The sequence below is a fragment of the Kitasatospora sp. NPDC091276 genome, from assembly GCF_040684355.1.
Lineage (GTDB): Bacteria > Actinomycetota > Actinomycetes > Streptomycetales > Streptomycetaceae > Kitasatospora.
Genome location: NZ_JBFBFU010000057.1, coordinates 1 through 11,081 on the forward strand (window position 1 = coordinate 1; position 11,081 = coordinate 11,081).

The 11,081-nt window shown below is 70.7% G+C and carries 16 protein-coding genes and 2 pseudogenes; 8 read left to right on the forward strand and 10 right to left on the reverse strand.

The window, feature by feature from the left end:
* The 3 genes from AB0O19_RS37115 to AB0O19_RS37125 form a co-directional block, all read right to left on the reverse strand.
* A partial coding sequence (locus AB0O19_RS37115; RefSeq protein WP_363626067.1) for an NUDIX domain-containing protein occupies positions 1-221 on the reverse strand: 221 nt, incomplete at its 3' end.
* Between the two features lie 75 nt (positions 222-296).
* Entirely contained in the window at positions 297-545 is a 249-nt protein-coding gene (locus tag AB0O19_RS37120) for a hypothetical protein (RefSeq protein WP_363626069.1), read from the reverse strand.
* Positions 546-547: 2 nt separating this feature from the next.
* Positions 548-745, reverse strand: a complete 198-nt coding sequence (locus AB0O19_RS37125) for a hypothetical protein (RefSeq protein WP_363588153.1) — start codon at positions 743-745, stop codon at positions 548-550.
* Between the two features lie 118 nt (positions 746-863).
* Here AB0O19_RS37125 and AB0O19_RS37130 point away from each other — a divergent pair, with 118 nt between their 5' ends.
* The 6 genes and pseudogenes from AB0O19_RS37130 to AB0O19_RS37155 all read left to right on the forward strand — a co-directional run bounded on the left by AB0O19_RS37130 (position 864) and on the right by AB0O19_RS37155 (position 3,831).
* Positions 864-1,703, forward strand: coding sequence for a helix-turn-helix transcriptional regulator (locus AB0O19_RS37130; protein WP_363588151.1), 840 nt, complete (start codon positions 864-866; stop codon positions 1,701-1,703).
* Complete coding sequence (locus tag AB0O19_RS37135; protein WP_363588149.1) at positions 1,688-1,897, forward strand: DUF397 domain-containing protein; 210 nt, start codon at positions 1,688-1,690, stop codon at positions 1,895-1,897. Before AB0O19_RS37130 ends, AB0O19_RS37135 begins: the two co-directional genes overlap by 16 nt.
* 61 nt (positions 1,898-1,958) lie before the next feature.
* Entirely contained in the window at positions 1,959-2,111 is a 153-nt protein-coding gene (locus tag AB0O19_RS37140; RefSeq protein ID WP_363626071.1) for a hypothetical protein, read from the forward strand.
* A gap of 107 nt (positions 2,112-2,218) precedes the next feature.
* Positions 2,219-3,222 (forward strand): annotated as a pseudogene (locus AB0O19_RS37145) (IS5 family transposase).
* Positions 3,223-3,362: 140 nt separating this feature from the next.
* Complete coding sequence (locus tag AB0O19_RS37150; RefSeq protein WP_363626073.1) at positions 3,363-3,605, forward strand: hypothetical protein; 243 nt, start codon at positions 3,363-3,365, stop codon at positions 3,603-3,605.
* Between the two features lie 103 nt (positions 3,606-3,708).
* Complete coding sequence (locus AB0O19_RS37155) at positions 3,709-3,831, forward strand: hypothetical protein (protein ID WP_363626075.1); 123 nt, start codon at positions 3,709-3,711, stop codon at positions 3,829-3,831.
* On the opposite strand, the gene AB0O19_RS37160 is transcribed toward AB0O19_RS37155, so the two are convergent.
* The gene (locus tag AB0O19_RS37160) at positions 3,819-4,445 is read right to left on the reverse strand and encodes a helix-turn-helix domain-containing protein (protein ID WP_363626077.1); all 627 of its coding nucleotides are present in this window, start codon (positions 4,443-4,445) and stop codon (positions 3,819-3,821) included. The genes AB0O19_RS37155 and AB0O19_RS37160 overlap by 13 nt on opposite strands.
* A gap of 80 nt (positions 4,446-4,525) precedes the next feature.
* Between AB0O19_RS37160 and AB0O19_RS37165 the strand changes: the two genes are divergently transcribed.
* Positions 4,526-5,488 carry a zinc-binding dehydrogenase gene (locus tag AB0O19_RS37165; protein ID WP_363626079.1) on the forward strand — a complete coding sequence of 321 codons (963 nt, stop codon included), beginning with the start codon at positions 4,526-4,528 and terminating at the stop codon, positions 5,486-5,488.
* 117 nt (positions 5,489-5,605) lie between these two features.
* Here AB0O19_RS37165 and AB0O19_RS37170 read toward each other — a convergent pair.
* Positions 5,606-5,848, reverse strand: a pseudogene (locus AB0O19_RS37170) (transposase); the annotation flags it as partial.
* Positions 5,849-5,935: 87 nt separating this feature from the next.
* On the opposite strand from AB0O19_RS37170, the gene AB0O19_RS37175 reads away from it, so the two are divergent.
* Positions 5,936-6,865 (forward strand): phosphotransferase, encoded by a 930-nt coding sequence (locus AB0O19_RS37175; RefSeq protein WP_363626081.1) that lies wholly within the window; start codon positions 5,936-5,938, stop codon positions 6,863-6,865.
* A 172-nt stretch (positions 6,866-7,037) separates the two neighbouring features.
* Here AB0O19_RS37175 and AB0O19_RS37180 read toward each other — a convergent pair whose 3' ends face one another.
* The 5 genes from AB0O19_RS37180 to AB0O19_RS37200 form a co-directional block, all read right to left on the reverse strand.
* Positions 7,038-7,970: an alpha/beta fold hydrolase gene (locus AB0O19_RS37180; RefSeq protein ID WP_363626083.1), complete on the reverse strand. Its 933-nt coding sequence runs from the start codon at positions 7,968-7,970 to the stop codon at positions 7,038-7,040.
* A complete protein-coding gene (locus tag AB0O19_RS37185; protein WP_363626085.1) occupies positions 7,967-8,737 on the reverse strand; it encodes an indole-3-glycerol-phosphate synthase in 771 nt (256 codons plus the stop codon). The genes AB0O19_RS37180 and AB0O19_RS37185 overlap by 4 nt, the downstream gene beginning before the upstream one ends.
* Positions 8,734-9,459, reverse strand: coding sequence for an N-(5'-phosphoribosyl)anthranilate isomerase (locus AB0O19_RS37190; protein WP_363588139.1), 726 nt, complete (start codon positions 9,457-9,459; stop codon positions 8,734-8,736). Before AB0O19_RS37190 ends, AB0O19_RS37185 begins: the two co-directional genes overlap by 4 nt.
* Positions 9,456-10,601, reverse strand: a complete 1,146-nt coding sequence (locus AB0O19_RS37195) for an acyl-CoA dehydrogenase family protein (RefSeq protein WP_063352981.1) — start codon at positions 10,599-10,601, stop codon at positions 9,456-9,458. The genes AB0O19_RS37190 and AB0O19_RS37195 overlap by 4 nt, the downstream gene beginning before the upstream one ends.
* A gap of 97 nt (positions 10,602-10,698) precedes the next feature.
* Positions 10,699-11,073, reverse strand: a complete 375-nt coding sequence (locus AB0O19_RS37200; protein ID WP_063352982.1) for an ectoine synthase — start codon at positions 11,071-11,073, stop codon at positions 10,699-10,701.
* Between the last annotated feature and the right edge of the window lie 8 nt (positions 11,074-11,081).

Here is an 11,081-nt window from a genome sequence, read left to right on the forward strand (position 1 = left end):
AGGACGTCGGCGAGACGCAGGTTGAGCCCTGTCTCCGCGTGCAGGTTGCGGGCGGCGGCGAGGTGCGGGGGCTCGTTGGGCTGGGCGGCGCCGCCGGGCAGGATCAGGCCGTCCATGTAGTCCGGGTCGACGAGGAGCACGTCGCCGCGCGGGTTGCGGACGAGGACGAGGCAGCCGAGCCGGCACACCGGCGGCTTGGCGAGCAAGCGGGGGTCACGCATCGGGCGGTTCACCTTCTGAGGGCGGCGAGGAGCAGGAGGGAGAAGCCCGCCCACCACAGCAGGCGGGCGAGGAGTTCAGTCGTCATGCGTCAGGCGCTCGTAGCGCAGGCCCTTGCGGAGCAGGTCGACGACCCGCAGGAGTGCGGACGGGCGGGCGCAGCCGAGGCTGATCAGGTAGCAGCCCGTCCTGCGGCCGTGCTCCCAGTCGACTTCGACGGACGGCAACGTGACGCCGCCCAGGGCGAGAACGGCGGTCAGGTCGTCCAGGACGTCGGCCGCCTGGCGCCGCTGGTCGGCGGTCGCGCGGGAGAGCATCGAGGACACGCTCACTCCCCCGGCCGCTTGTGGACCTCGAAGACGCGCCAGGCACCCCAGGCCTCGGAGAAGGAGCCGAACCCGCTGAGCTCACCGTCCGGTTGGCGCAGCCAATCCCCGGTGAGCTCGTGCCGGACCCGGTAGAGGCGGGTCTCGGTGTCCCAGCGCACGCCGTAGCCGTGGAGGCGGGGGACTTGGGCATCAGCCATGGGAATAACCTTCCGCAATCAGTGTTTCACGTTCTGTGCACATGGTGGCCCCGCACCACCTAGCATCGGAAGCGATATACGACTTGCTGTCAGAGCAGCCGTGAGTTGGGGAAGTTCCATGAACAAGAAGAGCATCGACCCGACCTCGTCCCCGTGGGCCGCCTTCGGAGTTCAACTCCGCAGGTCACGCGAAGCAGTTGGGCTCACCCAGGTCCAGCTGGCGAAGAAGGTCGGGTGCACCGCATCGCACCTGTCCTACGTCGAACTTGCGCACCGGCCGCCGAGCCTGCAGCTGGCGGAGCTGGCCGACCAGGAGCTCAAGACCGGCGGCACGCTCGTACTGATGTACTGGCAGCTCAAGCACACGACGTTGTTGGAGGGCTTCCCGGAGTACGCCAACTACGAGGCCCGCGCGGAGCAGATCAAGCTCTTCGAGATCAACGTCATCCCTGGACTCCTACAGACTCCCGCGTACGCAACCGCGATTGAGTCGGGATATGTGAGGCAGGGCGCCGCACTCCCAGAACAGGCCGATGAACGTATCAACTTCCGACTTGCCCGACAGCACATCCTGGAACGGACTCCACCTCCGGTCCTGCACGCGGTGCTGGACGAGAGCTGCCTGAGGCGACTCGTCGGCGGCCGGGACGTCATGATCGAGCAACTGCTCCACCTTGAACAGTTGGCTGATCGGCCCAACGTGGTCATTCAGGTGGCGCCGTACTCTCTGGGCGAGAACCGGCCGTTCACTCGCGTGGTGCAACTCCTTACCATGCCGAACCGCAAAATTCTCAGCTACGGCGAGATCGAGCAACGCGGTTACATCGAACGGGATATCCAGTCAGTTTCGGCGCTGGCCAGGAGCTACGATCGCCTTGTGGTCGAGGCCCTGAACCAGGCCGACTCACTTTCGATGATCCGCGTGGTACGGAGGGATCTGGAATGGACGTCAATCTGACTGACGCTCGCTGGCGAAAGAGTTCGTACAGCGGCGGCAATGGAGGAACCTGCGTGGAGGTCGCTGACGGATTTACCGGCGTGATGCCGGTCCGCGACTCCAAAGACCCTTTCGGCCCGGCCCTCCTCTTCCCCTCCCCCGCCTGGCAGGCCTTCGTCACCGCCGTCCGCACCGGCGAATTCGACGCCCGGTAGCAGCAACTCCCGGGCCCCGCCGCCCCGACCCGGGGCGGCGGGGCCATCTCGGGGTGGGACGATGGCACTGACCAGACGCCTGCTGCGCCACGGCCAGTTCACCTCCCGCGAGGAACCGACCGAACGCATCGACGACTTCGTCCTGGACTACGACGAACACGCCGCCAAGCCCGACCGCTGGACCTACGACGGCTCCCCGCTCAAAGCCTCATGAACCCCCGAAGGATCAACGCGGCGCTGCACTAGCGGGCCTGTGTGATGTTGTGATCAATATTGCGGTTTCGTGGTTGCCCGGGAGCGGGATCCGGTAAGACCTGGTGTGTGACGCGTAGGCAACTCACCGACGAGCAGTGGACGTTCATCGAGCCGTATTTGCCGATCGGCGAGTACGGCCCGTACCCCGAGAGGCTGCGGGATCAGTTCGAGGGCGTGATCTGGCGGTTCCGCTCCGGCGCCCAGTGGCGGGAGATGCCCTCCGAGTTCGGTCCCTGGCCGACCGTCTACGGTCGCTTCCGGGTCTGGAGGGAGGCCGGTGTCTTCGAAGCCCTGCTGGAGGGGCTGATCGCGGAGGCCGCGAAGCGGGGTGAGGTGGACTTGTCGCTGGTCAGCGTGGACTCCACCACGGTGCGGGCCCACCACGACGCCGCCGGGATGCACCTGGACCCCGACGCCGTGGCCGCCTTGGAGAAGGCCGCCGACGAGGCGGAGAAGGCCCGGCAAAAGGGGGCGGCCCGGAAGGACAAGACGGGCAGGACGCCGCAGACGACCCCAAGCGGGAAGAGCGGCGACGAATCCGGCGCCGACGCAAGCTCCGATTGCAAGCCGCCCTGCTCGGACGCTCCAGAGGCGGACAGACCAGCAAGGTCCATTGCGCCGGCGACCGCAAGTGCCGCCCGTTGGCGTTCATCCTGACCGAGGGACAAGCCGCCGACAGCCCGCAGTTCATCCCCGTGCTGAAGAAGGTCCGGGTCCGGGTACCGGTCGGGCGTCCCCGCACCCGGCCCGACGCCGTCGCCGGTGACAAGGCCTACTCGTCCCGCGGCAACCGCGCCTACCTGCGGAATCGGCGTATCAAGGCGGTCATCCCGGAGAAGAAGGACCAGTCCGCCAACCGGAAGAAGAAGGGCAGCAAGGGCGGTCGGCCCGTCGGCCACGACGCCGAGCTCTACAAGGAGCGCAACACCATCGAGCGACTGATCAACAAGCTGAAGGCCTGGCGAGGCATCGCCACCCGGTTCGACAAAACCCCCGAGAGCTACCTCGCCGGCCTCCACCTACGCGCCTCGATGATCTGGATCGACGATCTCCTGCCAACCACTGACTGATCACAACATCACACAGGCCCTAGCCCCGCTCCCTCCCCACTCGACAGGTGCGCTCCGCCGCCCAGGCGTCGGAGCGCACCTGTCGCCGTATCAGCCACGTCGCCGTATCAGCCACCGAGTACCGCAAGGACGACACCTGCATGGCCTCCACTCCGTACAGCAGCCCGCCCGACGAGCCGGAACCCCGGCCGAAGGGGTTCGCCGCCGAGCTGCGCGACGCAGTCAGCGTGCGCGCCGTGGTCCTGGTCCTGGGCGTGTTCGCCCTCCAACTGGGCTTCGTGCTGTCCTACATGGGCGCCTTCCACGCGCCGGCCCCGCACCGCATCCCGGTGGCGGTGGCCCCCCCCGGGGCCAGGCAGCCGGCGACGTGGCCGGCACCCTGAACGCCCTGCACGGCGCGCCCCTGGACGCCCGCACCGTCACCGACGAGCCGCAGGCCCGCCGGCAGATCCTGGACCGCAAGGCGAACTCCGAGGTGCAGCAGGTGTGTTGGGCCACCTGGCGCGGCGAGAGATGGAAGCGGCGGGGAGCGAACCGACCACCAGCGACGGCAACCTGGGCACCGCCAGGGTGACCGCCTCCACCGGCCTGCCCGGCTACTGCGGCTGAGTCCCACCACGGGCCGTGGCCTCGCGCGCCGCGCGCTCCTCCGGGGCTGCCTGGAAGGCCTGGAGGGCGAGCGAGGCGAAGCGCCGGGACGCCTCGGCCCGGGTGGCCAGTGAGGTCGCCTCGATGCCGTTATTGGCCATGAGCATGAGGATCAGGTCTTCCAGGGCGAAGTCGGGGCGCAGGCGGCCGGCGTCCTTGGCTCGACGGGCGAGCGCGGTGATGGAGGTGAGCGCGTACGCGCGCTCCGCGGCGAAATCCATCGCGCGGGGGAAGGCCGACATGAAGGCCGCGGTGAAGCCCCGGTCCCGTGCGTGGAGTGCGCAGATCTTCTCGAAGACGAGGCAGAAGCCGTGCCAGGGGTCCGGATCGGCGAGCCCCTCGTCGACGATCGCGTGGCAGGCGTGCATCTGCTCCCGGAAGGCCTCGACCGCCAGCGTCTCCTTGGTGGGGAAGTGGCGGTACACGGTGGCGGGGCCGACCGAGGCACGCCGGGCGACCTCCCGCATCGGCACGTTCAGACCCTCGGCGGCGAAGACCGCCCTGGCCGCCTCAAGGATGCGTTGGCGGTTGTCCAGGGCGTCGGAACGCGGGGTGTGAGGCAAACGTTCGGTCACCGCTCTCACTTTACCCAGCCGGACGGGGGCGTTCGTTAGCGTCCGACAGGGACGTACCGATCCACAACCAGGAGGCGACAATGAAGGCAGTCGAGGTCCGCGCATTCGGAAGTCCCGACGGTCTTGCCGTGATCGATCTCCCTGTCCCGGGCCCGATCGCCGGCCAGGTGCTGATCGCCACCGAGGCGATCGGCGTCGGCGGCGTCGACTCCGTGATCCGCAGCGGTGTCCTCGCCGGCTACGGATTCAAGGAGGGGCACATCCTCGGCAGCGAGGTGGCGGGAACCGTGATCGCGGTCGGCGACGGGGTGGAGGCCTCATGGGTCGGCCGACGCGTGTGGGCCTTCACCGGCCTGGGCGGCGGCTACACCGAGCTGGCGATCGCCCCGGTCGCCGAGATCCTCCCCCTTCCGGCGGGCCTGTCCGCCGTCGATGCCGTGACCCTCGGAAGCTCCGGAGTGGTGGCCCACTTCGCCCTCGCCCGCGCCCGCTTCGCCCCGGGTGAGTCGGTGCTGGTACGCGGCGCGGCCGGCAGCATCGGCATCCTGGTGGTCCACCTCGCGGCCCACGGCGGCGCCGGGGCGGTCGCGGTCACCACGTCCTCGGCCGAGCGTGGGGAGCGCCTGCGCGCGCTCGGCGCAACCCACGTGCTGGACCGCTCCGGCGAGGGAGGCCAGGACGTCCCTTCCGGCTACGACGTCATCATCGACATCGTCGCCGGTGCGGATATGCCGTCGTTCTTCGGCAGGCTCAGGCCGAACGGTCGCATGGTCGTCGTCGGAATTGTCGCAGGCCAGCCACCGGCCGACTTCGGCACGGCGATGATGGCCGCGTTCCAGAAGTCCCTGTCGTTCGCCACCTTCAGCGCCGACACCGTGGCCGGACCTGATCGGCATGCCGTGCGGACCGCGCAGTTTCTCGCCGCAACGCGCGGCGAACTGCCAACGGTGGTACATGAGTTGCTGCCACTGGAGCAAGCTGCGCTCGCCCACGCAAAGATGGACTCCGGCGAGGTGTTCGGCAGGATCGTACTGGTTCCCTAGGGTCTGCTTGCGGGTTCGCTGCCTGGTCGGCCTTCTCCGGGATCACCGCCTTGACTCCGAGTTTGCGCAGGTGGGCGCGGTTTCCCCGGGAGGAGTAGGCCTAATGGGACGCGAAGGTATCCCCTCGATCAGCGCGGCGAACACGCGCGAGGCCCGCCACTGGGCAGAGCGCTCGTAGACCGTCTGCCAGGCCCCGAACTCCTCGCGCGGCATCTCCCGCCACTGACTGCCGGTCCGGAACCGCCGCACCACACCCTCGAACTGCTCACGCAGCCGCTGCGGATACGGACCGAACTGCCCGACCGGCAGAAACGGCTCGATCAACTCCCGCTCACTGTAACTTAGCTGGCGTCGCGTCACGCGACAGTTTCTACCAGCCAAGCACAGACTCGCGGGCCGAATCAGCTCACAAAGATTTCAACTCCAGACAGGCCCTAGCATGCGTGGGTGAACCTTTCGCATCTCGGCGTGCCGATCGGGCCGATGATCCGCGTCCACGGCGGGTTCGCCAACCGGATGTACCGGCTCGACACCGACCAAGGGTCGTTCGCGGTCAAGGAGTTGAACCTCGCCGACCGCCGCTGGGCCTATCGCGCCGAGGACGTGTTCAGGTTTGAGCGGGCGGCCTTCGCCGCCGGCATCCCGATGCCGGAGCCGATCTCGGCCGGCCACCACACGCTCGTTCACCGATGGGTCGAGGGAGAGAAGGTACCGGAAGCACCGGTGTCGGCGGCGTACGCGTTCGAGATCGGCGGGATCCTCGCGCGCGTCCACGCGCTCGACGTCGCGTGGACCCACGTGTCGGTCGAGGAACCGACGTCACGGGACTGGCCCGAACTCGCCGCGCGGGCGGCGGCGACCGGACAGCCGTGGGCCGACGAACTCGCCTCTCACGTCGAGACGTTCCTCGCGATCGCCCACTTCGTCGACACCTGCGAACGGCCGGGCCCCGTCGTGCTGACCCACAGGGACATCCAACCGTGGAACCTGCTCGCCCGGGAGGGCCGGCCGGTGGTGCTCGACTGGGAGCTCTCGGGAACGCTCGACCTGTCCGGCGAGCTCGGCTCGACCGCGCTCAGCCTCGCGAAGGGACCGGGCTTCGACCACATCGAGCCCGGCGTCTTCCGCTCGGTCCTCGACGGCTATGTCGCGGGGGGCGGCACGCTGCCGCCGCCAGGTCCGAGCTGGTTCGTGTTCATGATCGGCGGCTGGCTGGGGCACACGAGGTGGAACATCCTGCGGTGCCTCACCGGTGTCGAGGCGAGCACCGGTCCTGACCTCGCGCTCTCCCACGAGTCCGCGCGCAACGGCGTGCGCGGCCTCCCCGACCTGTTCGGCCGGCTTCCGGAGCTCGAAGCGCTGCTCGTGTGGCAGTGACCCGCGCCTGTGCTCGGCATGCGGTGTGAGGCGCGCTCCCGACTCCGCCCGGGGCCGTTGCTGGTGACCTGCACCGACGCGGACGTGCCGGCACCCGTCTCCGGGCCCGGGGAGGCGGCGGGGAGGCTGCCGGGGGGCATCTGGCCGAGGAAGTCGTTGACGTCCCGCCCGGTCAGCCGGCGGCGGCCAGGAGCGGCTCGGGGGCGGCAGTGGCGGGCTGGGGCCGGGGGCGGGTGAGGCACTCGTCGGTGAAGGCGAGGGCGCGCAGGTGGTAGGGGCGGGCGGCGTGGCCCAGGGAGAGGTTGTGGCCGGCGCGGTGGGCGGTGACGAGGTGGGCCAGGCCCGGGGGGAAGGCGGCGGTGAGGGCGGTGCGGTGGGAGGGCTCCAGGCGCCACCAGGCCTCGTGGTCGGCGAGGGTGAGGCGCACGGGCACGCGTACGCGGGCGGCCAGGGCGCTGTAGCGGGCGGGCCAGGTGGCCAGTTCGCGGGATTCGAGGGCGGGGACGGGGGTGAGCAGGGTGCGGGCGGCGTGGAAGGTGCCGGGCGGGTAGAGGTTGAGGGGGCCCCAGTTGAGGCGGCCGCCGCCGGCGAGGTCGTCGGGCCGCTCCCACGCGCCGGGGGCGTAGTGCTGGGCGAGGCCGGAGATGTCGGCGCCGAGCAGGGGCAGGCGGGGGTCGGCGGGCCAGTGGGCGGCGAGGTGGAGGGCGATCTTGCCGCCGAAGGAGTGGGCGAGGAGTTGGACGCCGGCGCCGACGGGGTGGGCGCGGGCGTAGTCGGTGAGGGCGGCGTGCAGGGTGGCGGCCTGGTCGGCGATGAGCTGTCCGTCGGGCAGGCGGTGGGCGGAGGCGCCGTGGCCGGGGCGGTCCAGGGCCAGGACGGTGTAGCCGAGGTCGGCGGCCAGGGTGAGCAGGCTGGTGTCGGGGTGGGCGGGGCCGGCGAAGTAGGCGGCGCGCATGCCGCGGCCGTGGATGGCGAGGAGGACGGCTTTGGGGGCGCGGTCCTGGGGTTCGGCGACGAGCGCGGAGACGGGGATGCCGCCGGCGTCCAGGACGAGGGAGCGGGTGGCGAGCCGGGGGTTGGGCCGCGGGTTCGGGCGGGGGTTCATACGGCGGCCCCGGCGCGGACGGCCCCGGCGCGGACGGCTCCGGCGCGGGCGGTGGTGGCGGCCCTGTCAGCGGCTCCGGCGCGGGCGGTGTCGAGGTCGGCGAGCCAGCCGGTGAGGTCGCTCTGGCGCATCAGGGTGGTGCCGATGAGCAGTCCGGCGTAGCCGGCGTCCAGGAGGCGCGCGGCGTCGGCGGGTTCGGTGATGGCGGAGGCGGAGACGGGGGCGCGGGTGCCGGTGGCGTGCAGGGCGGGCAGCAGGCGCAGGCTGCGTCCGAGGTCGCCGCGGTCGCGTTCGCGGGTGCGGATGTCCTTGTTGTTGACGGCGATGACGCAGTGTTCGGGCCGGGGCAGGTGGGCGAGTTCGTGTTCGCCGGTGATCTCGACGAACGGGGTCAGGCCCAGGGCGAGGGCGGTGGTGACCAGGCGGTGCAGGGAGGTGGCGGGCAGCAGGGCGGCGGTGAGCAGGACGGCGGAGGCGCCGAGGGCGGCGGCGGCCTCCAGTTGGGCGGGGCGGGTGAGGAAGTCCTTCTGGAGGACGGGCAGGTCGGTGGCGGCGGTGACCTCGCGCAGCAGGCGGGGGGTGCCGCCGAACCAGCGGCCGGTGACCACGGACAGGCAGGGCGCGCCGGCCTGTTCGTAGCGGGTGACGAGGTCGGTGACGGTGCGCGGGCCCAGCAGGTCGGTGCCGTGCGGGTCGCGGAGTTTGACCTCCATGATCAGGGGGCGGCTCGCGGCCAGCAGGGCGTCGAGGAACCGCGGGGCGCTCATACGTAGGCCTCCTTGGGGCGGGGGTGCCAGGCGTGGGCGAGGGCGGTGACGGCTTCGTGGGTGAAGTCGCCGGCCCGGTTGCGGGCGGCGGTGTCGATGTCGGCGCCGGCGTACAGGGGGTGGTCGGTGACGGTGCGGTAGGTGTCGCGGTTGGCGGCGTTCAGGCCGCCGGCGAGGAGGAAGGGGATGGTGAGGCGGGGCAGCAGGGTGTGGACGTCGGCGGGGGCCAGGGGGTGGCCGGTGGAGCCGACGCGGCCGTCGTCGGTGACGGTGTCCAGCAGGAACAGGTCGCAGCCGGCGCGTTCGAAGGCGCCGATGAAGGGGCGTTCCAGGCAGCGGCCGCGGGAGAGGTGGAGGACTTTGACGAGGACGGCGTAGGGCAGGCGGTGGCGCAGTTCGGTGACGAGGGCGGGGCTCTGGTAGGCGTGGAGCTGGATCCAGCGGATGCCGGTGGCGCGGGCGAGGCGGGCGAGTTGGTCGGCGTCGTCGAGGAAGGTGACCAGGACGGGTTCCAGGCCCAGGCGGATGGCGGTGGCGGCGAGGTGGGCCAGGTGCTGTTCGGAGAGTTCGGCGGGGCCGCCGGGCACGCCGTGCCACAGGCCCACCAGGGTGGGGCCGGATTCGGCGAGGAGGGTGAGGTCGGCGCGGGTGCGGGCCCCGCACACCTTGAGGTGGCGGGGCCGCGCGGGCGGCAGCGGGCGGGGCGGGGCGGGGGCGGTCATTTGCCGAGTCCGAGCATGGCGGCGATGCGGTTGTACTGGATCTCGTTGCTGCCGGAGTAGATGGTGCCGGCGACGGCGTTGCGCACGTCCTTCTCCAGCCCGTACTCGGACATGTAGCCGTTGCCGCCGAAGACCTGGACGGCGGCCAGCGAGGTGGCGAGGTTGGATTCGCTGGTGAGGAGTTTGGCGATCGCCATGTCGACGGTGACGTTCTCGCCGGCCTCCAGGCGCTGGGCCGTGTCGTAGAGCCACTTGCGGGCGGTCTCCAGGCGGATCTTGGTGTCGACGATCTTGTTGGCGACCGACTGGTAGGAGCCGATGGGCTTGCCGAAGGACATGCGGGTCTTGGCGTAGTCGAGGCAGCGGGCCAGGCGGTGCTGCATCTCGCCGGTGTTGACGATGAAGGAGTAGAGGATCTCGCGTTTCATGACGTGGTCCAGGACGAGGAAGCCGCCGCCGACGCGGCCCAGGACCCGGGAGGCGGGCACCTTGACGTCGTCGAGGTAGACCTCGGACAGCGGCGAGGTGCGCAGGCCCATCTTCTTGATGGGGTTTCCGGTGCTGATGCCGGGCATGTCGCGGTCCAGGAGGAACGCGGTGACGCCGAGCGCCCCGCCCTGGGGGTGGGTGCGGGCGTAGACGACGATGACGTCGGCGACGGGGCCGTTGCTGACGAAGGTCTTGGCGCCGTTGAGGACGAAGTGGTCGCCGTCGCGGATCGCGCGGGTGCGCATCTGCATGGCGTCCGAGCCGCCCTCGGACTCGGTGATGGCGTGGGCGCCGATGGCCTCGCCGGAGGCGATGCGCGGCAGGTAGGCCTCTTTGAGGGCGGGTGAGCCGAAGGCCTGGAGGGGGACGCCGGTGGAGGCGAGGGAGGTGGTGACGGAGAAGTTGAGGCCGCCGTCGCGGCAGGTCTGTCCCAGGCCCTCCAGGACGTACATGGTGGTGAGCAGGGACTGGCCCAGCCCGCCGTAGCGTTCCTCGAAGGGCAGGGACAGGATTCCGGTCTTCTGGACGAGGCGCCACTTGTCGTGGGAGAAGGCGGCCTGTTCGTCGCCTTCGATGTGGCCGGCGCTCAGGTCGTCGCCGAAGCGGGCCAGGCCCTCGCGCAGGGCGTGCTGGTCGGCGTTCCAGCGGATCATGGACGTGCCGCCTTCCTCCCGGGCCCGCGTGCGGGGCCCGGGGTGGCAGGCCGGCGCGCGGGGCGCCGGCGCGTGACTCGAAGGGGAGGGTCTTCGCCTAGTAGGCGGAGGAGGAGGAGGCGTCGAGCTGGTGGACCTCGTCGCCGCGCAGGGCCGGGGAGAAGACGCAGACCAGGCGCAGGTCCTCGTGGGGGCTGGCGACCAGGTAGTGGGCGTCGTGCTGGTCGAGGGCGTAGAGGCGGCCGGGGGTGATGGGGTGGGAGGTGCCGTCCATGGCGATGACCTCGCCGGAGCCGGCGATGCAGTAGCACGCCTCCAGGTGGTTGCGGTACTCCAGGCGGGACTTGGTGCCGGCGTTGACGATGGTGTCGGTGAGGGTGTAGCCGAGGTTGTCGCCGGCCACCAGGAAGCGGCGGGACAGGCCGTTGCCCCACTCGACGGTCTGGACGTCGTCAAGGTCGCGGATCAGCATGCTGGTTC

Coding starts and splice junctions, on each gene's coding strand:
- AB0O19_RS37125 (WP_363588153.1), bottom strand. CDS start 745: ATGGCTGATGCCCAAGTCCCCCGCCTCCACGGCTACGGCGTGCGCTGG.
- AB0O19_RS37130 (WP_363588151.1), top strand. CDS start 864: ATGAACAAGAAGAGCATCGACCCGACCTCGTCCCCGTGGGCCGCCTTC.
- AB0O19_RS37135 (WP_363588149.1), top strand. CDS start 1,688: ATGGACGTCAATCTGACTGACGCTCGCTGGCGAAAGAGTTCGTACAGC.
- AB0O19_RS37140 (WP_363626071.1), top strand. CDS start 1,959: ATGGCACTGACCAGACGCCTGCTGCGCCACGGCCAGTTCACCTCCCGC.
- AB0O19_RS37150 (WP_363626073.1), top strand. CDS start 3,363: ATGGCCTCCACTCCGTACAGCAGCCCGCCCGACGAGCCGGAACCCCGG.
- AB0O19_RS37165 (WP_363626079.1), top strand. CDS start 4,526: ATGAAGGCAGTCGAGGTCCGCGCATTCGGAAGTCCCGACGGTCTTGCC.
- AB0O19_RS37180 (WP_363626083.1), bottom strand. CDS start 7,970: ATGAACCCCCGCCCGAACCCGCGGCCCAACCCCCGGCTCGCCACCCGC.
- AB0O19_RS37185 (WP_363626085.1), bottom strand. CDS start 8,737: ATGAGCGCCCCGCGGTTCCTCGACGCCCTGCTGGCCGCGAGCCGCCCC.
- AB0O19_RS37190 (WP_363588139.1), bottom strand. CDS start 9,459: ATGACCGCCCCCGCCCCGCCCCGCCCGCTGCCGCCCGCGCGGCCCCGC.
- AB0O19_RS37195 (WP_063352981.1), bottom strand. CDS start 10,601: ATGATCCGCTGGAACGCCGACCAGCACGCCCTGCGCGAGGGCCTGGCC.
- AB0O19_RS37200 (WP_063352982.1), bottom strand. CDS start 11,073: ATGCTGATCCGCGACCTTGACGACGTCCAGACCGTCGAGTGGGGCAAC.